The 25,632-nt window shown below is 42.4% G+C and carries 15 protein-coding genes, 12 tRNA genes and 2 rRNA genes; 27 read left to right on the plus strand and 2 right to left on the minus strand.

What is annotated here, in order from left to right:
- Positions 1 to 56 precede the first annotated feature (56 nt).
- The 20 genes from AYR53_RS06135 (at position 57) to rpoC (ending at position 18,125) form a co-directional block, all read left to right on the plus strand.
- A tRNA-Ile gene (locus AYR53_RS06135) sits at positions 57 to 130 on the plus strand.
- A 14-nt stretch (positions 131 to 144) separates the two neighbouring features.
- Positions 145 to 217, plus strand: a tRNA-Ala gene (locus AYR53_RS06140).
- 154 nt (positions 218 to 371) lie between these two features.
- A 23S ribosomal RNA gene (locus AYR53_RS06145) occupies positions 372 to 3,297 on the plus strand.
- Positions 3,298 to 3,384: 87 nt separating this feature from the next.
- A 5S ribosomal RNA gene (gene rrf, locus AYR53_RS06150) occupies positions 3,385 to 3,500 on the plus strand.
- Between the two features lie 10 nt (positions 3,501 to 3,510).
- Positions 3,511 to 3,583: transfer RNA gene (locus AYR53_RS06155), tRNA-Val, on the plus strand.
- 3 nt (positions 3,584 to 3,586) lie between these two features.
- A tRNA-Lys gene (locus AYR53_RS06160) sits at positions 3,587 to 3,659 on the plus strand.
- A 12-nt stretch (positions 3,660 to 3,671) separates the two neighbouring features.
- Positions 3,672 to 3,753 (plus strand) — tRNA-Leu (locus tag AYR53_RS06165).
- A 21-nt stretch (positions 3,754 to 3,774) separates the two neighbouring features.
- Positions 3,775 to 3,847, plus strand: a tRNA-Thr gene (locus AYR53_RS06170).
- 13 nt (positions 3,848 to 3,860) lie between these two features.
- A tRNA-Gly gene (locus AYR53_RS06175) sits at positions 3,861 to 3,932 on the plus strand.
- 22 nt (positions 3,933 to 3,954) lie between these two features.
- Positions 3,955 to 4,040, plus strand: a tRNA-Leu gene (locus tag AYR53_RS06180).
- A gap of 14 nt (positions 4,041 to 4,054) precedes the next feature.
- A tRNA-Arg gene (locus AYR53_RS06185) sits at positions 4,055 to 4,128 on the plus strand.
- Positions 4,129 to 4,155: 27 nt separating this feature from the next.
- Positions 4,156 to 4,229, plus strand: a tRNA-Pro gene (locus AYR53_RS06190).
- Between the two features lie 20 nt (positions 4,230 to 4,249).
- Positions 4,250 to 4,321: transfer RNA gene (locus AYR53_RS06195), tRNA-Gly, on the plus strand.
- A gap of 17 nt (positions 4,322 to 4,338) precedes the next feature.
- Positions 4,339 to 4,412 (plus strand) — tRNA-Pro (locus AYR53_RS06200).
- A gap of 365 nt (positions 4,413 to 4,777) precedes the next feature.
- Positions 4,778 to 5,248 carry a CtsR family transcriptional regulator gene (locus AYR53_RS06205; protein ID WP_068225488.1) on the plus strand — a complete coding sequence of 157 codons (471 nt, stop codon included), beginning with the start codon at positions 4,778 to 4,780 and terminating at the stop codon, positions 5,246 to 5,248.
- A gap of 20 nt (positions 5,249 to 5,268) precedes the next feature.
- Positions 5,269 to 7,767, plus strand: coding sequence for an ATP-dependent Clp protease ATP-binding subunit (locus tag AYR53_RS06210; RefSeq protein WP_068225487.1), 2,499 nt, complete (start codon positions 5,269 to 5,271; stop codon positions 7,765 to 7,767).
- A gap of 373 nt (positions 7,768 to 8,140) precedes the next feature.
- Entirely contained in the window at positions 8,141 to 9,064 is a 924-nt protein-coding gene (locus AYR53_RS06215; protein WP_068281114.1) for a peptidase U32 family protein, read from the plus strand.
- Position 9,065: 1 nt separating this feature from the next.
- Complete coding sequence (locus AYR53_RS06220; RefSeq protein ID WP_068281112.1) at positions 9,066 to 10,298, plus strand: peptidase U32 family protein; 1,233 nt, start codon at positions 9,066 to 9,068, stop codon at positions 10,296 to 10,298.
- Positions 10,299 to 10,862: 564 nt separating this feature from the next.
- A complete protein-coding gene (gene rpoB, locus AYR53_RS06225; protein ID WP_068281285.1) occupies positions 10,863 to 14,450 on the plus strand; it encodes a DNA-directed RNA polymerase subunit beta in 3,588 nt (1,195 codons plus the stop codon).
- A 15-nt stretch (positions 14,451 to 14,465) separates the two neighbouring features.
- The gene (rpoC, locus tag AYR53_RS06230) at positions 14,466 to 18,125 is read left to right on the plus strand and encodes a DNA-directed RNA polymerase subunit beta' (RefSeq protein ID WP_068281110.1); all 3,660 of its coding nucleotides are present in this window, start codon (positions 14,466 to 14,468) and stop codon (positions 18,123 to 18,125) included.
- Between the two features lie 131 nt (positions 18,126 to 18,256).
- Here rpoC and AYR53_RS13940 read toward each other — a convergent pair whose 3' ends face one another.
- Positions 18,257 to 18,943 (minus strand): prepilin peptidase, encoded by a 687-nt coding sequence (locus AYR53_RS13940; RefSeq protein WP_068281108.1) that lies wholly within the window; start codon positions 18,941 to 18,943, stop codon positions 18,257 to 18,259.
- 465 nt (positions 18,944 to 19,408) lie between these two features.
- Here AYR53_RS13940 and rpsL point away from each other — a divergent pair, with 465 nt between their 5' ends.
- The 3 genes from rpsL to fusA all read left to right on the plus strand — a co-directional run bounded on the left by rpsL (position 19,409) and on the right by fusA (position 22,704).
- Positions 19,409 to 19,822 (plus strand): 30S ribosomal protein S12, encoded by a 414-nt coding sequence (gene rpsL / locus AYR53_RS06240; protein ID WP_068225482.1) that lies wholly within the window; start codon positions 19,409 to 19,411, stop codon positions 19,820 to 19,822.
- Positions 19,823 to 19,870: 48 nt separating this feature from the next.
- Positions 19,871 to 20,341 carry a 30S ribosomal protein S7 gene (gene rpsG, locus AYR53_RS06245; protein ID WP_068225481.1) on the plus strand — a complete coding sequence of 157 codons (471 nt, stop codon included), beginning with the start codon at positions 19,871 to 19,873 and terminating at the stop codon, positions 20,339 to 20,341.
- A 263-nt stretch (positions 20,342 to 20,604) separates the two neighbouring features.
- Positions 20,605 to 22,704, plus strand: coding sequence for an elongation factor G (gene fusA / locus AYR53_RS06250; protein WP_068225480.1), 2,100 nt, complete (start codon positions 20,605 to 20,607; stop codon positions 22,702 to 22,704).
- Positions 22,705 to 22,807: 103 nt separating this feature from the next.
- Here the strand turns inward: fusA and AYR53_RS06255 are convergent, their stop codons facing one another.
- Positions 22,808 to 23,365: a cysteine hydrolase family protein gene (locus tag AYR53_RS06255; protein WP_068281107.1), complete on the minus strand. Its 558-nt coding sequence runs from the start codon at positions 23,363 to 23,365 to the stop codon at positions 22,808 to 22,810.
- 340 nt (positions 23,366 to 23,705) lie between these two features.
- Here AYR53_RS06255 and rpsJ point away from each other — a divergent pair, with 340 nt between their 5' ends.
- From rpsJ to rplW, 4 genes are read left to right on the plus strand one after another with little or no spacing between them, the layout of a single operon-like run.
- Positions 23,706 to 24,014, plus strand: a complete 309-nt coding sequence (rpsJ, locus tag AYR53_RS06260; protein WP_068225479.1) for a 30S ribosomal protein S10 — start codon at positions 23,706 to 23,708, stop codon at positions 24,012 to 24,014.
- Positions 24,015 to 24,044: 30 nt separating this feature from the next.
- Positions 24,045 to 24,680 (plus strand): 50S ribosomal protein L3, encoded by a 636-nt coding sequence (gene rplC, locus AYR53_RS06265; RefSeq protein ID WP_068281105.1) that lies wholly within the window; start codon positions 24,045 to 24,047, stop codon positions 24,678 to 24,680.
- Positions 24,681 to 24,702: 22 nt separating this feature from the next.
- Complete coding sequence (gene rplD / locus AYR53_RS06270) at positions 24,703 to 25,326, plus strand: 50S ribosomal protein L4 (protein WP_068281103.1); 624 nt, start codon at positions 24,703 to 24,705, stop codon at positions 25,324 to 25,326.
- Positions 25,326 to 25,610, plus strand: coding sequence for a 50S ribosomal protein L23 (gene rplW / locus AYR53_RS06275; RefSeq protein WP_068225476.1), 285 nt, complete (start codon positions 25,326 to 25,328; stop codon positions 25,608 to 25,610). The genes rplD and rplW overlap by 1 nt, the downstream gene beginning before the upstream one ends.
- The last annotated feature ends 22 nt before the right edge of the window (positions 25,611 to 25,632 follow it).

Consider the following 25,632-nt stretch of genomic DNA (forward strand, 5'->3'; position numbering starts at 1 on the left):
TTTGTTTAGTTTTGAGAGGTTTACTTCTCAAAACATAGATTAATTAGACGCTGTTTGGGCCTATAGCTCAGCTGGTTAGAGCGCACGCCTGATAAGCGTGAGGTCGATGGTTCAAGTCCATTTAGGCCCATTTCTAATTAATATGGGGGATTAGCTCAGATGGGAGAGCGCCTGCTTTGCACGCAGGAGGTCATCGGTTCGATCCCGTTATCCTCCATTTAACAGCTTTGCTGTTAAAACTTTGTACTTTGAAAACTGGATATTCTATTTTCTTTGTTTAAAAACCGAGAACACTGCGTTTTAAATGAGTTTTTTAAGAAAGTTTTTTTAATCGCTAAAACTCAAAACCACAATACCGTAGGTATTGAATAGGTTAAGTTAACAAGGGCGCACGGTGGATGCCTTGGCACTAGGAGCCGATGAAGGACGGTACTAACACCGATATGCTTCGGGGAGCTGTACGTAAGCTTTGATCCGGAGATTTCCGAATGGGGGAACCCAGCCAGCTTAGTCGCTGGTTACTAAGTTGTGAATACATAGCAGCTTAGAGGTAAACGTGGGGAACTGAAACATCTCAGTACCCGCAGGAACGGAAAGAAAAATCGATTCCCTAAGTAGCGGCGAGCGAACGGGGAACAGCCCAAACCATTGAGCTTGCTCAGTGGGGTTGTAGGACTGAACATTAGAGTTACCAAAGTTAGTGGTAGTCGAAGCAGTTGGAACGCTGCGTCAAAGAGGGTGAAAATCCCGTAGACTAAACTGCTAACCCTCTGTTCAGGATCCTGAGTACGGCGGAACACGTGAAATTCCGTCGGAATCTGGGAGGACCATCTCCCAAGGCTAAATACTACCTAGTGACCGATAGTGGACCAGTACCGTGAGGGAAAGGTGAAAAGAACCCCGGAAGGGGAGTGAAACAGTTCCTGAAACCGTGTGCCTACAAGTAGTCAGAGTCCGTTAATGGATGATGGCGTGCCTTTTGTAGAATGAACCGGCGAGTTACGTTTGCTTGCGAGGTTAAAGTGAAAAACTGGAGCCGTAGCGAAAGCGAGTCTGAAACGGGCGCTTTAGTAAGTAGACGTAGACCCGAAACCAGGTGACCTACCCATGTCCAGGTTGAAGGTGTGGTAAAACACACTGGAGGACCGAACTCGTGTATGTTGAAAAATGCTGAGATGAGGTGTGGGTAGCGGTGAAATTCCAAACGAACTTGGAGATAGCTGGTTCTCTCCGAAATAGCTTTAGGGCTAGCCTCGGAGTTAAGCATCATGGAGGTAGAGCCACTGTTTGGACTAGGGGCCCGTCTTGGGTTACTGAATTCAGATAAACTCCGAATGCCATTGATGTTCTATCCGGGAGTCAGACTATGAGTGATAAGATCCGTAGTCGAAAGGGAAACAGCCCAGACCACCAGTTAAGGTCCCTAAATTTATGTTAAGTGGAAAAGGATGTGGGGTTGCATAGACAACTAGGATGTTGGCTCAGAAGCAGCCACCATTTAAAGAGTGCGTAATAGCTCACTAGTCGAGTGACCCTGCGCCGAAAATGTACCGGGGCTAAACATAATACCGAAACTGTGGATGATCACGTTAGTGATCGTGGTAGGAGAGCGTTCTAAGGGCGTTGAAGGTCGATCGTAAGGACGACTGGAGCGCTTAGAAGTGAGAATGCCGGTATGAGTAGCGAAAGATCAGTGAGAATCTGATCCACCGAATGACTAAGGTTTCCTGGGGAAGGCTCGTCCTCCCAGGGTTAGTCGGGACCTAAGCTGAGGCCGCGAGGCGTAAGCGATGGATAACAGGTTGAGATTCCTGTACTAGTTTATTTTGTTTGAACGATGGAGGGACGCAGGAGGCTAAGGAATACGCACGATTGGAAATGTGCGTCCAAGCAATAAGTCTTAGTTTGAGTTAAAGGCTTGAACTTTTACGGACAAGTTGTGATGGGGAGTGAAATTTAAGTAACGAAGTTCCTGATGTCACACTGCCAAGAAAAGCTTCTAGTGAGAAATAAACTACCCGTACCGCAAACCGACACAGGTAGTCGAGGAGAGAATCCTCAGGTGAGCGAGAGAACTCTCGTTAAGGAACTCGGCAAAATAACCCCGTAACTTCGGAAGAAGGGGTGCTGATCTAACGATCAGCCGCAGTGAATAGGCCCAGGCGACTGTTTATCAAAAACACAGGTCTCTGCTAAATCGTAAGATGACGTATAGGGGCTGACGCCTGCCCGGTGCTGGAAGGTTAAGTGGATGAGTTAGCGCTTCGGCGCGAAGCCCAGAAATGAAGCCCCAGTAAACGGCGGCCGTAACTATAACGGTCCTAAGGTAGCGAAATTCCTTGTCGGGTAAGTTCCGACCCGCACGAAAGGCGTAACGATCTGGGCACTGTCTCGACGAGAGACTCGGTGAAATTATATTACCCGTGAAGATGCGGGTTACCCGCGACAGGACGGAAAGACCCCATGGAGCTTTACTGTAGCTTGATATTGAGTGTTTGTACAGCTTGTACAGGATAGGTAGGAGCCGTTGAAGCCGGAACGCTAGTTTCGGTGGAGGCATTGGTGGGATACTACCCTTGCTGTATGACCACTCTAACCCGCGCCACTTAGCGTGGCGGGAGACAGTGTCAGGTGGGCAGTTTGACTGGGGCGGTCGCCTCCTAAAGAGTAACGGAGGCGCCCAAAGGTTCCCTCAGAATGGTTGGAAATCATTCATAGCGTGTAAAGGCATAAGGGAGCTTGACTGCGAGACTAACAAGTCGAGCAGGGACGAAAGTCGGGCTTAGTGATCCGGTGGTTCCGTATGGAAGGGCCATCGCTCAACGGATAAAAGCTACCCTGGGGATAACAGGCTTATCTCCCCCAAGAGTCCACATCGACGGGGAGGTTTGGCACCTCGATGTCGGCTCATCGCATCCTGGGGCTGTAGTTGGTCCCAAGGGTTGGGCTGTTCGCCCATTAAAGCGGTACGCGAGCTGGGTTCAGAACGTCGTGAGACAGTTCGGTCCCTATCCGTCGCGGGCGTAGGAAATTTGAGCGGAGCTGTTCCTAGTACGAGAGGACCGGAATGGACATACCGCTGGTGTACCAGTTGTGCCGCCAGGTGCAGCGCTGGGTAGCTATGTATGGCCGGGATAAACGCTGAAAGCATCTAAGTGTGAAGCCCCCCGCAAGATTAGATTTCCCATTCCTTTATGGAAGTAAGACCCCTGAGAGATGATCAGGTAGATAGGTTGGAAGTGGAAGTGCCGTGAGGCATGGAGCGGACCAATACTAATCGGTCGAGGACTTAACCAAGTCGGAAACAACTGTTTCCGCGTAGTGTTCAAAGGTCAAAGAAAATAGAAGGTCCAGTTTTGAGAGCACAAAGTTCTCAGATAGTGGTGTGGTGACAATGGCAGGAAGGATACACCTGTTCCCATGTCGAACACAGAAGTTAAGCTTCTTAGCGCCGAGAGTAGTTGGGGAGCACCCCCTGCGAGGGTAGGACGTTGCCATGCTATTTCATTTGGAGGTTTAGCTCAGCTGGGAGAGCACCTGCCTTACAAGCAGGGGGTCACAGGTTCGAACCCTGTAATCTCCATTTGAGCCGTTAGCTCAGTCGGTAGAGCATCTGACTTTTAATCAGAGGGTCAACAGTTCGAACCTGTTACGGCTCATTGCCAGTTTTTGCGGGTGTGGCGGAATTGGCAGACGCACTAGATTTAGGATCTAGCGCCGCGAGGCGTGGGGGTTCGAGTCCCTTCACCCGCAGTTGTATGAAGTAAGTAGTATGCCGACTTAGCTCAGTTGGTAGAGCATCTGATTTGTAATCAGAGGGTCGGGCGTTCGAATCGTCTAGTCGGCATTTTTATTGTTATGCGGAAGTAGTTCAGTGGTAGAACATCACCTTGCCATGGTGGGGGTCGCGGGTTCGAATCCCGTCTTCCGCTTAGTTCCGAGTTTTTCAACCTTGCCGGGGTGGCGGAACTGGCAGACGCACAGGACTTAAAATCCTGCGGTGAGTAATCACCGTACCGGTTCGATTCCGGTCCTCGGCATTAAATAAATATTTGCACCCATAGCGCAATTGGATAGAGTGTCTGACTACGAATCAGAAGGTTGTAGGTTCGACTCCTACTGGGTGCATTTTTTGTTTTTACAAAAAAGTAACATCGGGAAATAGCTCAGCTTGGTAGAGCACTTGGTTTGGGACCAAGGGGTCGCAGGTTCGAATCCTGTTTTCCCGATTATAATTAATATTTTTCATGCGGAAGTAGTTCAGTGGTAGAACATCACCTTGCCATGGTGGGGGTCGCGGGTTCGAATCCCGTCTTCCGCTTGTTTTTTGCTATTTTTCGGGAAGTAGCTCAGCTTGGTAGAGCACTACGTTCGGGACGTAGGGGTCGCAGGTTCGAATCCTGTTTTCCCGACTATTGAAAATAATATTATTCGGAGATTTAAAATTGGGACTATATCGTAAGCTATTTACGAGGTAGTCCTTTTTAGTTATTGGTCTAAACTACTGGCTTTAATGCCAAATGCTCTTTCAAATATCAATTTGGCGTATGGCCTCAAACTTATTCCAATGCTAATTGATGGTCATTTTTAAAAACATTTACACCAGATTAGTCGGAAGAATACTAATAAAAGTATTTTCCAAACACGACCTATTCTTAACTACAAATTAACGCATCATTTTGTAATGTTAGTAAATTATTTAATCTAAATTCTTTGCAAATTTATAATTATCTTCTATAATAATAGTCAATATTAGTCAAAGTTAAGGTGAGGACAGATGCAAGGACAAAATATTTCTGATATTATCGAGGCCTATTTAAAACAGATCCTGAATGAATCAACTCGTGTCGAAATTCGGCGTTCCGAGGTAGCAGAATTGTTTAACTGTGTTCCATCCCAAATTAATTATGTGATTAATACTCGTTTTACAATTCAACGTGGTTATCTTGTTCAAAGTAAGCGTGGTGGTGGTGGTTATATTCGTATTGAAAAGGTGAAATTATTAGACGATCGTGATATGCTAGATACACTCATAGGACTGGTTGGACACCAGATTAGCCAGCGGGATACGTTGGCGATTGTTCAAAAGCTTTATGAGGATAATGCTATCGAGCGAAGAGACGCCAATTTAATTTTGGCCGCGACTAGCCACCAGACGTTAGCTTTAAATGATCGACAATTGGAAGCAGAGTTAAGAGCGCGAATTTTAACCAGTCTTCTAAATCATTTGCGTTATGAAAGAGAGTAAGCGAAAGTGAGGGACGCTTAATGGATAATTTATTTACACCGAGTGCAAAAAACGTTTTAGTTCTCGCACAGGAACAAGCAAAGTATTTCCGCCATCATGCTGTGGGTACGGAGCATTTATTACTTGCACTTGTCATTGAAAATGACGGGATTGCAGGTAAGACATTGCGGCAATTATCAGTTAATGAAACTGACATCCGTGAGGAAATTGAACGTTTTACTGGCTATGGTACTTCAGCAGAAACCAAAAAGGACGTCTACCTTCCTTACGCACCCAAGGCCAAACAAGTGCTTTCATATGCCGGTGATGAGGCCAAACGCATGGGCGCAATGAAGATTGGCACGGAACATATTTTGTTGGGGTTACTCCGTGAAGATGACATTCTGGCTTCACGTATTTTAACTAATTTAGGGTTAAGTCTAAGTAAAACTCGGCAAATGGTTCTAAAAAAATTGGGTGTTAACGATACAACAACTAAACGTCGTGGCCAAACTCGAAATCGTCAGGCGCAGCAAAGTGAAGGAACACCAACGCTAGATTCTTTAGCGCGTGACCTAACACAATTAGCACGCGAAAATAAAATGGACCCTGTTGTCGGACGAAGTAAAGAAGTTCGGCGCTTGATTCAAGTCTTATCCCGCCGAACTAAAAATAATCCTGTTTTAATTGGCGAACCTGGGGTTGGTAAAACTGCCATTGCTGAGGGCTTAGCACAAAAGATTATTAATGGTGATGTACCGGACGATATGCGTAAAAAGCGCTTAATGGCGTTAGATATGGGATCATTGGTCGCTGGCACAAAATATCGTGGGGAATTTGAAGATCGTTTAAAGAAAGTAATCGACGAAATTTATAAAGATGGACAAGTTATTCTATTTATTGATGAATTGCATACTTTAATTGGTGCCGGGGGTGCTGAAGGCGCGATTGATGCTTCCAATATTTTGAAGCCGGCCTTAGCTCGTGGCGAAATGCAAGTTATTGGTGCAACTACTTTAGATGAATACCAAAAATATATTGAAAAAGATGCTGCCTTAGAGCGACGATTTGCTACAATTCAAGTTAACGAACCAACGCAAAAAGAGGCAGAAGAGATTTTACTTGGACTACGAAGTCGTTATGAAGAACATCATGGCGTCACAATTACTGACGAGGCCGTTCATGAAGCGGTTGTCCTTTCTGCACGTTATATTAGTGACCGTTTCTTACCAGATAAGGCAATCGATTTAATTGATGAATCAGCGGCTTCAGTACGTTTGGATGCCGCCAGTAAGAAAACACCTGAAAACAAGTTAGAAACACGGCTAACCGAACTAACTAAGTCTAAAGAAAAGGCCATTGAAGAACAAGACTTTGAAAAGGCCGCCGCTATTCGTGAAGACGAAATGAAGGTAAAGGCAAAGTTGGAAGCTAAGGCGGCCAAGACAGGTGAAACAAACGGTGTGCGTAAGGATGTTAAGGTTATGCCAGAGGATATTGCGACGGTTGTTTCGCAATGGACTGGTGTGCCTTTGACCCAATTGCGTAAAAGTGAAAGTGACCGGTTAGTTAATTTAGAAAAAGTTTTGCATAAACGAGTAGTTGGTCAAGAAGAAGCAGTTTCAGCTGTTTCGCGGGCAATTCGCCGGGCTCGTAGTGGGCTAAAAGATCCACAACGGCCAATTGGTTCATTTATGTTTCTTGGACCAACTGGTGTTGGTAAGACTGAATTGGCGAAGGCCTTGGCTGAAGCAATGTTTGGTTCAGAGGATAATATGATTCGAGTTGATATGTCCGAATATATGGAGAAGTATTCAACCTCCCGTCTTGTCGGAGCACCGCCTGGCTACGTTGGTTATGACGAAGGCGGTCAGTTAACCGAGCAAGTTCGGCAGAAACCATATTCGGTTGTGTTATTGGATGAAGTTGAAAAGGCGCATCCGGATGTCTTCAATATTTTATTGCAGGTGTTAGATGATGGCTATTTAACTGACTCTAAAGGGCGCAAGGTTGATTTCCGCAATACAATTTTAATTATGACGTCTAACCTTGGTGCAACAACTTTACGCGATGAAAAGTCGGTTGGTTTTGGCGCTAAAAATGCGCAACAGGATTACAAAGCAATGCGCAGTCAAATCCTTCAAGAATTGAAGAATTCGTTCCGACCTGAATTTCTCAATCGAATTGATGAAGTTGTCGTTTTCCATTCTTTGACTAAGGTTGAGCTGCACGAAATTGTGAAGATTATGGCTAAAACTGTGTTACGCCGCTTGCAAGAGCAGAAAATTGCGGTTAAAATTACGCCGGCCGCAATTGATGTGATTGCTAATGTTGGTTTTGATCCGGAATACGGTGCGCGGCCAATTCGGCGGGCACTCCAAACTGAAGTTGAAGATCGTTTAAGTGAAGAACTTCTTTCGGGAAAAATCAAATTAGGTGATTCTCTAACTATTGGTGCTCGGCAGAATAAGATCACAATTAATATTCGTGACGAAAATGAAAAAAATAAAAAAGCAACAGATTCAACCGTAAAGGCATAGTTGCGCTAGTTGTTTAAGGGTGTGAAGAAAATCTTTTCTTCACACCCTTTTTTGTGTGGGTTCGGCTGTCCGAAAAGGCACAGGGTTGGTTTTCTATAGAAGAAATTGCAGAGACGTTAACATAAGAGGATTTGGCCGTTGAATTGCTAAGACCAGCGCTAAAAATAGGTAATAATAACCATTAAAAGGAAAATCGGTTTGATTAATCTAGTAATTGCAGGTTCAATTATTAAATCTCTGGCAGATTTAGGAAACGTATTTAATTCTTTTTTGAAACGTACTTTTGGGCGGCCCAACGTTTTCAATTAATTTGAAGTATGTTATTCTAAAAACAATTAGCGCTTAATCCGTTATTAAGAAAGAAGCGAAGAGTTTGATTGATATAATAGCGACTGTGGACTCACAGGAGCAAGCAAAAATGTTATTAACGGCAGACGTTGATACTTTATATTTAGGCGAAGATTTCTTTGGTTTACGCCTACCCCATAGTTTTAAACGATCGGAATTGGCAGAAATTGTTCAATTGGCTCATGCTGCAGGTAAAAAAGTGACAGTGGCCGTTAATGCCATCATGCATAATGATCGGATTGCTAAGGTTGCTAATTATTTAGATTTTTTAGCCGATTTGCAAGTGGATCAAATTACAGTTGGTGATCCTGGTGTCATTTACTTACTACAGCAGAAAAAATTAAACCTACCATTTATTTATGATGCGGAGGTATTAGTTACTAGTGCACGGCAGGTTAATTTTTGGGCAAAACATGGTGCTAGTGGGGCGGTAATTGCCCGCGAGGTTCCCCATGATGAATTAACTGAAATGGTGACGGAATTACAGATTCCTGGTGAAATTCAAGTTTACGGCGCTACTTGTATTCATCAATCTGGGCGACCACTACTGCATAATTATTTTAACTTTGTTAAAGAACATCAAGATCGTGCGGACCGGGCGCGTGGTTTATTTGTTTCGGCGCCCCATAAACCAGAAACTCATTACTCAATTTATGAAGATTTCAATGGTACGCATGTGTTTGCCAATAATGATTTAAATTTGATAACCAAACTGGCCGAGTTAAATGATTTAGGGCTGACCCACTGGAAGTTAGACGGGTTATTTGCTGACCACGATCAATTTGTTAATATCGCTCAAATTTTTGTGGCCGCCAAAAAGGCCATTTTGGCACAAAAATGGACGCCAGATCTGGCTGAGCAATTGGACGGGCAAGTCGGTGCTAATCAACCAGCCAATCGTGGTTTGGATACTGGTTTTTACGAAATAGATCCTAGCGAGGTGCAATAAAATGCGAACTATTATAAATAAACCCGAAGTACTAGCACCAGCTGGTACCTTGGAAAAATTAAAAGTTGCCATCAATTATGGTGCGGATGCTGTCTATATTGGCGGCGATGCATACGGGTTACGCACACGTGCTGGCAATTTTTCCTTTGATCAAATGCGTGAAGGGGTAGCTTTTGCCAAAGCGCATAACGCTAAAGTTTACGTCGCGGCAAATATTGTTGCTCATGAAGGTGATGTTCAGGGTGCCGGTAAATTTTTCCGGACCTTACGCGACATCGGCATTAGTGCAGTAATTGTGTCTGATCCTTCATTGATTGAAATTGCGATCACTGAGGCACCGGGCTTACCGGTTCATTTATCGACCCAGGCCTCGGCCACTAATTATGAAACGTTAAATTTTTGGCAAAACGAAGGTCTGGAACGGGTTGTATTGGCCCGCGAAGTTGGCATTGAAGAAATAAAGGAAATGCGGCGACATACTAACGTTCAAATTGAGGCCTTTATTCACGGGGCAATGTGTATTGGTTATTCAGGACGTTGCGTTTTATCCAATCACATGAGCATGCGTGATGCTAATCGTGGTGGTTGTGCTCAAAATTGTCGTTGGAAGTATGATTTATTTGAAATGCCGACAATGGGAGAAAAACAAACTGAAACGGATCCAAAGACACCTTTTACTATGAGTGCTGTCGATATGGCAATGATTGAGCATATTCCTGACTTAGTTGAAGCAGGCGTTAATTCATTTAAAATTGAAGGTCGAATGAAATCAATTCATTACGTGTCGACAGTTGCCAATGTTTACCGCCGGGCGGTTGATAGTTATTGCGCCGATCCTGATCATTACGTTTTAAACCAAGATTGGGTGGATGAATTGTGGAAGGTTGCTCAGCGCGAAATGTCAACTGGTTTTTACTACGGTACACCAACACAAGATGATGAATTATTTGGAAAGCGCCGTAAGCGACCACAGTATACGTTTGTTGGCCAAGTGCTTGATTATGATGCCAAACGGCAAGTTGCGATGGTTCAACAACGTAATAATTTTGGTGTTGGTGATAAGGTTGAATTTTACGGTCCACATTTCACACACCATGAAGAAGTCATTCAGCAGTTGTGGGATAAAGACAATGATATTTTACGTCGTGCCCCTGACGCAATGATGGTTTACCAAGTACCAGTGGATATTCCAGTAAAGGCCGGCGATATGTTACGTAAGGAACGGGCAAAGTAGTTGCTATTTTGCTGATTTGGGTTAGACTGAAAGTGCTGACGCATTTAGTGTGGCCTAATTTTTGAAACAATAGCGCCCAATTTTAACGCCTAATCTAGTGGTAACGTGTTTAGCAGGGTGGATTCCTGTGCGCAGCCATAATCACCGAGTGATTCATTTAGTGGAATCTAAATACCTTGCTAAGGGCGCGCTAGTTGGTTGACAGTTAAATATAACAAGTGTATGATTAGTAATTGCTAAAACTGCGAATACAACTGCTCTGCGATCTATTGTCCGGAGGGTAGTTTATAAGAAAACTCAAAAGTAGCTGACAAGTTTGAATAGAACAATGTCCTATTTTTGGTTTTTTTTTGCTTAAAATTCGGGTTGATTAGCAATTGTAATGTAACTTTAACAATTGTATTGTTTTTGTAATGTGAAGGCTAGAGTGTGTTTGAAAAGGCAGATTTTGAACCTGCTATTTTCAACTTGATGATCTTTATTGCAGTTGAATGGTTAATGCTCAGTGCAGAAAACCAAACATTCTCTAAGCAATTCGTAGATACTACAGAAGGGGTGAACAATTTGGCAGGTCATTTAGTTAAATACGGAAAACACCGTACGCGTCGAAGTTATTCACGTATTAAAGAAGTGCTGGATTTACCAAACTTGATTGAAATCCAATCAAATTCGTATAACTGGTTCTTAAATGAAGGCCTGAAAGAAATGTTCAATGACATTATGCCGATTGAAGATTTCGCAGGGAACCTATCATTAGAGTTCGTTGATTATCAATTATTGGAAGCAAAGTACTCAGTAGAAGAAGCACGACAGCATGATGCTAATTATTCAGCACCACTCCACGTGACTTTGCGCTTGACCAACCATGAAACTGGCGAGATCAAATCGCAGGACGTTTTCTTTGGTGATTTTCCATTAATGACCGATCAAGGTACCTTTATTATCAATGGTGCCGAACGGGTTATCGTTTCCCAGTTGGTACGTTCACCTGGTGTTTATTTCAACAGTGAGCTTGATAAGAATAGCCGCACTATTTATGGTGCTACTGCCATTCCTAATCGTGGGGCGTGGTTAGAATATGAAACTGACGCCAAGGATATTTCATACGTTCGAATTGACCGGACGCGTAAAATTCCAATGTCAGAATTAATTCGTGCCTTAGGCTTTGGCTCTGATGACGACATTATCGGTATGTTAGGCGATAATGATAGTTTGATGTTAACCCTAGAAAAAGATGTTCATAAGAACACTGACGACTCTCGGGTTGAAGAATCGCTAAAAGATATTTACGAACGACTTCGGCCAGGTGAACCAAAGACAGCCGATAGTTCAAGAAGTTTATTGACCGGACGCTTCTTTGATCCAAAGCGCTATGACTTAGCAGCTGTTGGTCGCTATAAAATTAACAAGAAATTAACCTTAAAAACACGTTTATTGAATCAGACTTTGGCTGAAACCTTAGCTGATCCAGATACTGGTGAAGTTCTTGCGCAAAAGGGTGACGTTGTTGACCGTGGGGTTATGGAAAAATTAAGTCCTTATTTGGACCGCGATGATTTCATGACAACGACTTACACACCATCTGATGAAGGGGCCGTTACTGACCCAATGATCTTACAATCAATTAAAATCTTCTCTAAAGTTAATCCTGAAAAAGAAGTGCCATTAATCGGTAATGGTCACATTGAACTTGCCTGGAAGCATATTCGACCAGCTGATATCATCGCGTCAATGAACTACTTCTTGAACTTACAAGAAGGTATTGGCACAACTGATGATATTGATCATTTAGGCAACCGTCGGATTCGTTCAGTTGGTGAGTTATTACAAAATCAATTCCGAATTGGTTTATCACGGATGGAACGGGTTGTCCGTGAACGGATGTCAATCCAGGATACGTCAACTGTAACACCACAACAATTGATCAATATTCGGCCAGTTGTTGCTTCAATTAAGGAATTCTTTGGTTCATCACAATTGTCACAGTTCATGGATCAGACGAACCCGCTTGGCGAATTAACGCATAAGCGGCGGTTATCTGCCCTTGGCCCTGGTGGTTTAACGCGTGATCGTGCCGGATATGAAGTTCGTGATGTGCACTATACTCATTACGGTCGGATGTGCCCAATCGAAACGCCTGAAGGGCCTAACATTGGTTTAATTAACAGTTTAGCTAGTTATGCCGTCGTTAATAAGTATGGCTTTATTGAAACACCATACCGCCGTGTTGATTGGACGACACATAAAGTTACCGATAAAATTGACTATTTAACGGCCGATGAAGAAGATAACTACGTCGTTGCTCAGGCCAACTCACCATTAAATGATGATGGCTCATTCGTCGACGATACCGTTTTGGCTCGCCGTGTTGATGAAAACTTGGAAATTTCTACTGATCGGGTCGATTACATGGATGTTTCGCCTAAACAAGTTGTTGCCGTAGCAACGGCCTGCATTCCTTTCTTGGAAAATGATGACTCTAATCGTGCCTTGATGGGTGCCAATATGCAGCGCCAAGCTGTTCCGTTGATTAACCCTCATGCACCACTAGTAGGAACTGGTATGGAATATAAGGCGGCCCATGACTCAGGGACTGCCGTTGTCGCTAAGCACGCTGGAACTGCTGAATACGTTGATGCTAAGCAAATTCGCATTCGCCGTGAAGACGGTACTTTAGACAAATATAATTTAATGAAATTCCGTCGTTCTAACTCAGGTAAGAGTTACAATCAGCGTCCAATCGTTAAGTTGGGCGATAAGATTGATGCTAGTGAAATTCTAGCTGACGGACCTGCAATGGAAAATGGTGAACTTGCTTTAGGGCAAAACCCAATCATTGCTTTCATGACTTGGAATATGTATAACTACGAAGATGCCATTGTCTTATCTGAAAAGCTAGTTCGTGAAGATGCGTACACGTCAATTCATATTGAAGAATATGAATCAGAAGCTCGTGATACAAAGCTTGGACCGGAAGAAATCACCCGTGAGATTCCTAACGTTGGTGAAGATGCTCTGAAGGATTTAGATGAATTTGGTGTCGTTCGAATTGGTGCTGAAGTTAAGGATGGCGATTTATTAGTTGGTAAGGTAACACCTAAGGGAGTTACTGAATTATCAGCTGAAGAACGTTTGTTACACGCAATCTTTGGTGAAAAAGCGCGTGAAGTTCGGGATACATCGCTACGAGTACCTCATGGTGGCGGCGGAATTATCCAGGACGTTAAGATCTTTACTCGTGAAGCCGGTGACGAATTATCACCTGGCGTTAACATGATGGTTCGGGTCTATATTGCCCAGAAACGTAAGATTCAAGTTGGGGATAAAATGGCCGGACGTCATGGTAATAAAGGGACCGTTTCAATTGTTGTTCCGGAAGAGGATATGCCTTACTTGCCAGATGGCACACCAGTTGACATTTGCTTGTCACCAATGGGTGTTCCATCCCGTATGAATATTGGTCAGGTTATCGAACTTCATTTAGGTATGGCAGCACGTAACTTAGGTATCCACGTTGCAACGCCAGTCTTTGATGGTGCGCAGGATAAAGATATCTGGGATGCTGTTAAAGAAGCCGATATGGATAACGATGCTAAATCAGTACTTTATGATGGCCGTACTGGTGAACCATTTACTAACCGAGTTTCTGTTGGGGTTATGTACTATATGAAATTAGCCCACATGGTTGACGATAAATTACATTCTCGTTCAATCGGACCTTACTCATTAGTGACACAACAGCCATTAGGTGGTAAAGCTCAGTTTGGTGGTCAGCGTTTTGGTGAAATGGAAGTTTGGGCACTTGAGGCTTATGGTGCAGCTTACACACTTCAAGAAATTTTGACTTATAAATCCGATGATGTTGTTGGCCGGGTTAAGACCTACGAAGCAATCGTTAAGGGTGAACCAATTCCTAAGCCAGGTGTACCAGAATCTTTCCGTGTTTTAGTCAAGGAATTACAATCTCTTGGTTTGGACATGAAGGTTTTGGATGCCGATAATAAGGAAATTGAATTACGCGACATGGACGATGAAGACGATGACGTTGTAAGTGTTGACGCCTTGTCTAAATTTGCCAAGGAACAAGAGGCAGCTAAGGCTAAAAAGGCTGCTGAAGAAGCAACAAAAGCTAACAATGACAACGATAAATAATAGGAGGTCGGCCAAGTGATAGATGTTAATAAATTTGAGAGTATGCAGATTGGGCTTGCATCTCCCGATAAAATCCGCAGTTGGTCTTATGGTGAAGTTAAAAAGCCAGAAACAATCAACTACCGAACACTAAAGCCAGAACGCGATGGTCTGTTTGATGAACGGATTTTTGGCCCGACGAAAGACTGGGAATGTGCTTGTGGTAAATACAAACGAATTCGCTATAAGGGAATCGTTTGTGATCGCTGCGGGGTTGAAGTTACGCGTTCTAAGGTTCGTCGTGAACGAATGGGTCACATTGAACTAGCAGCGCCAGTTTCACATATTTGGTACTTCAAAGGTATTCCAAGCCGAATGGGTCTTGTTTTAGACATGAGCCCCCGCGCTTTGGAAGAGATCATTTACTTCGCATCCTACGTTGTCATTGAATCCGGCAACACTGCCTTAGAAAAGAAACAACTTTTAACTGAAAGTGAATACCGTGAAAAGTATGAACAGTACGGTCATGAGTTTAAAGCTAAGATGGGTGCTGAAGCCATCAAAGAATTATTAGATGACGTTGACCTAGATAAAGAAGTTGCTGGGCTTAAGGAAGATCTAAAGACTGCTCAAGGCCAAAAACGGACTCGTGCTATTCGACGTTTAGATATTCTTGAAGCTTTCCGTCAATCTGGTAACGAACCTAGTTGGATGGTTATGGATGCCATTCCTGTTATTCCACCGGATTTACGACCAATGGTTCAATTAGAAGGTGGCCGTTTTGCCACTTCTGATTTAAATGATTTATACCGGCGGGTGATCAACCGGAATAATCGGTTGAAACGACTACTTGATTTAAATGCGCCTAATATCATTGTTCAAAACGAAAAACGGATGCTCCAAGAAGCCGTCGACGCTTTGATCGATAATGGCCGTCGTGGCCGTCCAGTTACTGGGCCTGGTAATCGTCCGTTAAAATCACTTTCACATTTATTGAAGGGGAAACAAGGACGTTTCCGCCAGAACTTGTTAGGTAAGCGGGTTGATTATTCAGGTCGTTCAGTTATTGATGTCGGCCCAACGCTTAAATTCTATCAATGTGGTTTACCACGTGAAATGGCACTTGAATTATTCAAACCATTTGTCATGCATGAATTAGTTAAACGTGAATTAGCGTCGAACATTAAGAATGCTAAGCGTAAAATTGATCGTCGGGATGAAGATATTTGGGATGTCTTGGAAGATGTTGTTAAAGAACACCCAGTACTATTAAACCGGGCACCTACATTACATCGTTTGGGTATTCAGGCATTTGAACCAGTTTTAGTTGATGGTAAATCAATTCGTCTGCACCCACTTGCTTGTGAAGCCTACAACGCCGATTTTGATGGTGACCAGATGGCGATCCACGTACCATTATCTGATGAAGCTCAGGCTGAAGCACGGATGTTAATGTTAGCTGCTCACCATATCTTGGCCCCACGTGATGGTAAGCCAATTTCAACACCTTCACAGGACGTTGTGCTTGGTAACTACTTCTTAACAACTGAAGAAGCTGGCATTAACGGTGAAGGCATGATCTTTAAGGATCCTAATGAAGTTGTTTTGGCTTATCAAAATGGCTACGTTGAATTGCATACGCGAATTGGTTTAGCGACCAATTCATTACTAGACAAGCCTTTCTCTGATAAACAACGAAATAAAATTATGATTACTTCAGTTGGTAAGGTAGCCTTTAACGCAATTTTGCCAAAGGACTTTGTTTATTTGAACGAACCAACTAACGGTAACTTGATGGATGGAATTGACGATAAGTTCTTTATTGAACCTGGTACTGATATCAAGGCCGCCATTAAGGATCGTGATTTGAACCAGCCCTTCAAGAAGAGTTTCTTGGCGGACATCATTGCACAAGTCTTTAAGATCTATAAGGTAACTGAAACATCTGAGTTATTGGATCGAATGAAGACTTTAGGTTATACGGAAGCGACGCATTCAGGGATTACCGTTGGGGTTTCTGATGTCAATGACTTGCCTGAAAAGCCTGCCTTAGTTGCAGAAGCACATAAGCAAGTTGCTTTGATTACGAAACAGTTCCGTCGTGGTTTAATTACTGATGATGAACGTTATCAACGTGTCATTGGTATTTGGAACAGCGTTAAGGATCAAATCCAACAACGGTTAATGGAAAATATGCCTGCAAACAACCCAATCTTTATGATGAGTGATTCTGGTGCCCGTGGTAATGCATCTAACTTTACACAGTTAGCTGGTATGCGTGGTTTAATGGCTGCTCCTAATGGACAAATCATGGAATTACCAGTTATTTCAAACTTCCGTGAGGGTCTCTCCGTTATGGAAATGTTTATTTCAACCCATGGTGCTCGTAAAGGGATGACCGATACAGCACTGAAGACCGCTAACTCCGGTTACTTAACTCGTCGTTTAGTCGATGTTGCCCAGGATGTTATCGTTCGTGAAGAAGATTGTGGAACTGATCGTGGCTTAGAAGTATCTGCCATTATGGAAGGTAACGAAGTCATCGAACCACTTTATGATCGAATTCTTGGTCGTTACACGATGAAATCAATTTATGACCCTGAAACCGGTGAAGAATTTGCCGGTAAGAACGTTATGATTGATGAAACGTTGGCGCAAAAGATTATTAATGCCGGAATTAAGACCGTCACAATTCGTTCCGTCTTTACTTGTAACACTGAACATGGTGTTTGCCGTTATTGCTTCGGTCGTAACTTGGCCATTGGCGAAACCGTTGAAGTTGGTGAAGCTGTTGGGACAGTTGCTGCGCAGTCAATCGGTGAACCTGGTACACAGTTAACAATGCGGACTTTCCATACCGGTGGTGTTGCCGGTGGCGATATTACGCAAGGATTGCCTCGTGTTCAGGAAATTATGGAAGCACGTAATCCTAAAGGTCTTGCAACGATTACTGAAGTTACTGGTGAGATTACAGCAATTGATGAAAATCCAGCTGACCACACTAAGGAAATTACGGTTCAAGGCGAAACTGATACACGAACTTATAGTGTACCGTTCACATCACGAATCCGAATTAAGGAAGGCGACCTCGTTAATCGTGGTGATTCACTAACTGGTGGGTCAATTGATCCTAAACAACTATTACAAGTCAGTGATACCTTAACAACTGAAATCTATATGCTTCGCGAAATTCAAAAAGTATACCGGATGCAGGGTGTTGAAGTTTCTGATAAGCATATGGAAGTTATGGTTCGGCAAATGATGCGTAAAGTTCGGGTTATGGATCCTGGCGATACGGATATCCTGCCAGGAACATTACTTGATATTGCCGACTTTAAGCGAGCAAACTATAAGACCTTAATTGCTGGTGGTATTCCAGCAACAGCACGTCCTGTTTTACTTGGGATTACTAAAGCTGCTCTAGAAACTAATAGTTTCTTATCCGCAGCTTCTTTCCAGGAAACAACTCGTGTCTTGACTGACGCCGCAATTCGGGGCAAGAATGATCCATTACTTGGTCTAAAAGAAAATGTTATTATCGGGAAGATTATTCCTGCTGGTACTGGTATGGCTAAGTACCGCCATACAGAACCAAAAGAAGTTGGTGTTGTTTCTGAGAACGTCTATTCAATTAGTGATCTTGAAAAACAAATGAACGCCAATAACGGTGAGGGTCAACAACCAGATAATAATTAAAGTTAAAAAGGCGTCGGACATTGTCCGGCGCTTTTTTTGAAGTAAGTGGGACAAAATCAATTCTTTGGCGCACATTCTAGAGTAACGTTCGGAGACAATAAGCGGCTGGGGCAAAAGTCCTGGTCCTTTTTTTAGTGCCAGAAATATAAAATAAAAAGGGCCACACTTAAATAAGGGATGAAGGCAATTTGGTGTACTTTATGGTGGTACAAAATCGGGTAGGTCAGCAAACAGAGACCACAGGCTAACATAATAACTTGGCCTAAACGCCAGCTACCAAATAATAGGGCGCATAGAACAAGTAAATCAACGTCCCCACAGCCGAAACTATGCGTTAGACTACTGAATAGATAAAAAATACTTGCTGTAAACAGGGCACTTTTCCAATCTAGTATTGAATGAGAATAAAAAAAACTAATGCCAGATAAATAAATTGCAAAAATTATGAAGATTGGAAAGTGAATGGCGTGGTAAAAAAGGTCCATTAGACTGAAACAAAGACAGAAGGCCAGTAAACTTAAACTAAAAATTAGTTGCGATCGTGTACCACTAAAATAAAAGCAACTAACACTTAATAATCCGGCAGTAATTTCGCCTAACAACAGTACTGGGGATAATCTTTCCTTGCAGTAACGGCAACGGCCTTTATTCAACGAAAAACTTAAGATCGGTATTAAGTCATTCGTGCCTAAACGGTGTTGACAGTTGTCACAGTGCGATCGGGGTGCGATAATAGATTCACCCCTAGGAACCCGCCAAGCGACAAGTGTCAAAAAAGAGCCAATAATTGTACCGATTAGAAAATATAACGCTAGCATAATAGTTAACCTCGTTTCGTTTTTTACTGTATTTATTAATAGCAACGGTGCAAATTAATTCTATTCAGGGAGTGTTCCTTTGCTAGTAAGCTAATCGTTAAATACGAAGAGCAATAAAATGTCTGCCGGAAAAAGTCACCTTCGTTTCAACTTCTTATTAATAAGCTACGTAAAGGGGTTGAATTCCAGTGACCGGTTGACACGTCTATTACATCATGGTATTCTTACAAAGGTGCTTTTTGTTGAGCAGTTTTCCGCAAATGCGGACGTGCTGACTGTGAGCGACAGCACATTGTCTTCCAGATGTGTTTTCACTCTTTTTTGTTGCTTGAAACCAAGCTGAAGCAGTCGCTAAGAAGCTACTTATTTAGTTACTCATGGTATTGGAGTTTTTTGCAATTCAAAAAGAGACGCCTGGAAGTGTGGACTTAAATTTTTATATGTTAAGAAGGGAGAATGCTTTAGATGCCTACTATTAATCAATTAGTACGAAAAGGCCGTAAATCTAGAACAACAAAATCTGATGCACCTGCTTTGAATTTTGGGTACAACAGTATGAAGAAGATCCAAACGAACAACCCTGCACCACAAAAACGTGGGGTTGCCACTCGTGTCGGCACGATGACACCAAAGAAGCCTAACTCAGCATTACGTAAGTATGCTCGTGTACGCTTATCTAACTTAATTGAAGTAACAGCTTATATCCCTGGGATTGGCCATAATCTTCAAGAACATAGTGTTGTCTTAATCCGTGGCGGACGTGTTAAGGATTTACCTGGTGTCCGTTACCATATTGTTCGTGGTACTTTAGATACTGCCGGTGTTACAGATCGTAAACAAGGCCGTTCTAAATACGGTACTAAGAAACCTAAAAAATAATTAAACTGATTTAAAGTCAATTTTATTTAACTCGGGAGGTTACGTAATATGCCAAGAAAAGGCGCTGTTGCAAAACGCGACGTATTACCAGATCCAATTTACAATTCTAAATTGGTTTCCCGCTTAATTAACCGTTTGATGGTTGATGGTAAGCGCGGTACTGCGTCAACAATTCTTTATAAAGCATTTGATATTATCAAGGACTCAACTGGTAACGAACCATTAGAAGTCTTTGAAGAAGCAATGAAAAACATCATGCCTGTCCTTGAAGTTAAGGCTCGTCGTGTTGGTGGATCTAACTACCAAGTACCGATTGAAGTTCGCCCAGATCGTCGAACAACATTAGGTCTTCGTTGGTTGGTTCAATATTCACGTCAACGTGGTGAACACACTATGGATGAACGCTTAGCTCGTGAAATCATGGATGCTGCAAACAATACTGGTGCAGCAGTTAAGAAACGTGAAGATACCCATAAAATGGCAGATGCCAACCGTGCATTTGCACATTATCGTTGGTAATCTAAGTTATTTCGAAAGTAGGGCTATTATATGAGTTTTCCATATAGTAGCCCCTTTTGTTGAGATTGGTAACGTGCTTGAAAAAGCACTTAGATACTACTCCACAATTGTGGCTGAACAGGAAGCTGCCCTTTCTGGTACGTTTTGTTTACGCCAGCTTTCTTAGAAATTACTCACTTAATAAATTGAAATAAAAGAGATAGTTACGCTAATTATTGAGGCTGTTTAATCAGCTTTTTAAACGAGAGGAGAAACATTCTTAAATGGCAAATACTCGTGAATTTCCATTAGAACGAACACGGAATATTGGTATCGTTGCACATATTGATGCTGGTAAGACGACTACGACTGAACGTATTTTGTACTATACCGGTAAGATTCATAAGATTGGTGAAACCCATGAAGGTGCTTCACAAATGGACTGGATGGCACAAGAACAAGAACGTGGGATTACAATCACTTCTGCTGCAACAACAGCACAGTGGAAAAATCACCGAATTAACATCATTGATACTCCAGGACACGTTGATTTCACTGTTGAAGTTGAACGTTCATTACGTGTTTTAGATGGTGCAGTAGTTGTACTTGATGCTCAGGCCGGTGTTGAACCACAAACCGAAAATGTTTGGCGTCAGTCAACAACTTATAGTGTTCCCCGGATTGTTTTTATCAATAAAATGGATAAAATCGGCGCAGATTTTGACTATTCTGTTGATACGATTAGGGATCGGCTACAAGCTAATGCGTTACCTATTCAAATGCCAATTGGTGCTGAAGATAACTTCGAAGGTGTCATTGACTTAATCGAAATGAAGGCTGACCTTTATGACGAAGATGAATTAGGTACAAAATGGGATACTGTAGACGTACCTGATGAATATATGGAAGAAGCTAAAAAACGCCGTAACGCAATGATCGAGCAGTTAGCTGATATCGATGATGGCATTATGGAAAAATACCTTGAAGGTGAAGAAATCTCCAAGGATGAAATCAAAGCAGCTATTCGTAAGGCAACTTTAAACTTAGAAGCTTATCCAGTACTTGCTGGTTCAGCTTTTAAAAACAAAGGTGTTCAAATGATGCTTGATGCGGTTAACGATTTCTTACCATCACCACTTGATGTTAAGCCATACAATGCAACTAATCCTGAAACGGGTGAAAACGTTGAATTGACTGCAGGGGATGATAAAGATTTCGCTGCCTTAGCATTTAAGATTGCAACCGATCCATTCGTTGGCCGGCTAACCTTTATTCGAGTTTACTCCGGTACACTTGAATCTGGTTCGTACGTTATGAATGCAACTAAGGATACACGTGAACGTGTTGGTCGTTTACTCCAAATGCATTCAAATCACCGGACAGAAATTCCTGAAGTTTTCTCTGGTGATATTGCAGCCGCAATTGGTTTAAAGAATACGACAACAGGTGATTCTTTGACATCAGTTAAGCACCCATTGATTCTTGAATCAATGGAATTCCCAGATCCAGTTATTCAGGTTTCAATCGAACCTAAGACTAAGGCCGATCAAGATAAAATGGATGTTGCCTTACAAAAACTTGCTGAAGAAGATCCTACTTTCAAGGCTGAAACTAATCCTGAAACTGGTGAAACTTTGATTGCCGGCATGGGCGAACTTCATTTGGATATCATTGTTGACCGGATGCGTCGTGAATTTAACGTTGAAGCAACTGTTGGTGCACCACAAGTTGCTTACCGTGAAACATTTACCAAACAGGCCTCTGCTCAAGGTAAGTTTATTCGCCAATCTGGTGGTAAAGGTCAGTATGGTGATGTTTGGGTCGAATTCACTCCTAACGAAGAGGGTGGCGGCTTTGAATTTACCGATGATATTGTTGGTGGGGTTGTTCCTCGTGAATTTATTCCAGCAGTTGAACAAGGTTTGAAAGAATCGATGGCCAACGGTGTTTTAGCTGGTTATCCATTAGTTGACGTTAAGGCTCGGCTTTATGATGGTTCTTACCATGATGTCGATTCTAGTGAAGCAGCATTTAAGATTGCAGCTTCAATGTCACTACGCGCAGCTGCTAAAAAGGCTGGCGCAGTTATCCTTGAACCAATCATGAAAGTTGAAATTGTTGCCCCAGAAGATTACTTAGGTGATGTTATGGGTCACGTTACAGCTCGTCGTGGTCGTGTTGAAGGGATGGAAGCACGTGGTAACTCGCAATTAGTTAACTCGATGGTTCCATTATCTGAAATGTTTGGTTACGCAACGACTTTACGCTCTGCAACACAGGGCCGTGGAACATTCACAATGACGTTTGATCATTATGAGGCCGTTCCTAAGTCTGTTCAAGCTGATATTATTAAGAAAAATGGCGGTACACCAGCCGAAGATTAATTCAGCAAAAGTAACCATCGCTGTACAATTAAAAGACGATTTATCTCAAGTGGATAAATCGTCTTTTTTGTTTCTTCTATATAATATAGGGAAAGGCTAACATCTATAGCACGGTTGCCCCTAAAACAGATTTGAAGTGATCCAATGCCCAGGACTGTCTTTCTGGATTCAGGGTCGCCGTCGCCTGCTGGTAGACGATAATTTGGTAAGGCAAATTATAAGCGTCAACGGCAGTGTGCAGCACACAGATATCAGTATCGACACCAACCAGATTTAACGTCGTAATTTTACGCTCGCGTAAACGAAGATCTAGATCCGTCCCGGCAAAAGCACTGTAGCGAGTTTTATCAAACATATAAACGCGCTCATCATTTTGATGCTGCTCAAACCATGGTTGTAAAGCACCAAAGAATTGGCGGCCCCAAGTATTACGGACGTTATGCGTTGGAAAAAGTTTGCTTTCAGGATGGAAAGGATCATGAGGTGTATGGACGTCAGTTGGTAAAATTACCCAACTGCCTTGGTTGACGAACTGATTCGCTAATTGAATTATTTTTGGCGCTAACGCCTGAGCAGGTAAGCCGGCAGTTAAGACACCATTCTTTGCAACAAAATCGTTAGTATAATCAATAATAAGTAATGCTTCATTTTTATGTGCCAATTGAATCACCTCTAGTTTAAAGTTGTGCTAAGCATACGAAGGATAGTAGTTACCGTCAAGTAATATTAGTCAAAGTTAAAAACATATGGTACACTAACAAGCGTTGTCCATTGATTTGAAATTTAAATATTGATTTTACGAGAAAAGTCTTGTCAGATAATTTATTTTCTTGTACAATAGACAAGGTGCTAATTTTGAAGAGTTAGTACCCCTGTATTAATGGAATACAGGAGCTTAGATGTGAAAGGTTGCGACACACCCGGCTGCTTTGCCATGGCGGGCGTGTTGGGAATTTTCACGGAGCAAGTTCATTTTTAAAACGAACGAAGGAGGGAAAAACATGGCAAAACAAAAGATTCGGATTCGGTTAAAAGCATACGAACATCGTGTTTTAGACCAATCTGCTGAAAAGATTGTTGAAACGGCAAAACGGACGGGCGCTACAATTTCAGGTCCTATTCCATTGCCAACCGAACGGACACTTTATACAGTGCTTCGTGCAACACATAAGTTTAAAGACTCACGTGAACAATTTGAAATGCGCACTCACAAGCGTTTAATCGATATTGTTAACCCAACACCCAAAACTGTTGATGCGTTAATGAAGCTCGATTTACCAAGTGGTGTGGATATCGAAATTAAACTATAGTTCAAATACATTTATATTGGAGGTGTACTCATGACCGGAAAAGGAATCTTAGGAAAAAAAGTAGGTATGACGCAAGTCTTTACTGAATCAGGTGAATTAATCCCAGTTACAGTTGTTGAAGCAACACCTAACGTTGTGTTGCAAGTTAAGACAGTTGAATCTGATGGTTACGAAGCTATTCAAGTAGGTTATCAAGATAAGCGTGATGTGTTAGCAAACAAGCCTGCTAAGGGTCATGTAGCAAAAGCTAAAACTGCTCCTAAGCGCTTCATTCGCGAATTTCGCGACGTTGCTTTAGGAGATATCAAAGTTGGAGACGAAATCAAAGTTGATACTTTCGAAGCCGGCGAAATCGTCGACGTAACGGGTACAACTAAGGGTCATGGTTTCCAGGGTGTTATTAAAAAGAATAACCAACACCGTGGACCTATGGCGCATGGTTCTCGTTATCATCGTCGTCCTGGTTCATTGGGTGCCATCATTAACCGTGTTTTCCCTGGCAAGCAATTACCAGGCCGCATGGGTAATAACACTGTAACAATTCAAAACTTAGAAATCGTACGTGTTGATACAGATCGCAATGTTATCTTAGTTAAAGGGAATGTTCCTGGTTCTAAGAAATCATTGATTACGATCAAGAATGCTGTTAAAAACACAGCAAAATAATAGCGGAAGGGAGGATTTCTAAATGCCAACTGTAGCATTATACAAGCAAGATGGCAGCCAAAATGGCGACGTTACTTTAAACGACGACATTTTTGGTATTGCCCCTAATGAAAATGTCGTTTTTGATGCCATTTTGATGCAACGTGCATCATTACGCCAAGGTACACACGCTGTTAAGAACCGTAGCGCTGTACGTGGCGGTGGTCGCAAGCCATGGCGTCAAAAGGGTACTGGTCGTGCTCGTCAAGGTTCAATTCGTTCACCACAATGGCGTGGCGGTGGTACGGTCTTTGGCCCAACACCTCGTTCATATAGTTATAAATTACCTAAGAAGGTTCGTCGCTTAGCAATTAAGTCTGTTTTATCGCAAAAGGTTATTGATGAAAACATAGTTATCGTTGATGCCTTGAGTTTTGAACAACCAAAAACAAAACTTTTTGCTGAAGCACTTAAAAACTTAGATGTACAAACAAAAGCATTAGTAGTTCTTGAAGACGGCAATGATCAGGCTGCACTAGCTGCACGCAACTTACCAAATGTAACGGTTATCCCTGCAAATGGTGTTAACGTGTTAGATGTTGTAGCTAACGATAAATTAATCCTGACTCAAGCTGCTCTCACTCAAGTAGAGGAGGCTCTTGCATAATGGAAGCACGCGATGTTGTTTTACGTCCAATGGTTACTGAAGCTTCAATGGCCAAAATGGATGATAAAAAATATACTTTTGAAGTTGATGTGCGCGCAAACAAGACGCAAGTCAAATATGCGGTTGAAGAAATTTTTGATGTTAAAGTTAAAAACGTTAATATCATGAACGTTCGCGGCAAAAAGAAACGTCAAGGCCAATTTGTTGGTTTGACTAAGAAACGCCGTAAAGCAATTGTTGCTTTAACAGCAGATTCAAAAGATATTAAGATTTTTGAAGACTAATAATTAAACGAAAATAAAAATT

The organism is Loigolactobacillus backii, assembly GCF_001663675.1.
GTDB classification, from domain to species: Bacteria; Bacillota; Bacilli; order Lactobacillales; family Lactobacillaceae; genus Loigolactobacillus; species Loigolactobacillus backii.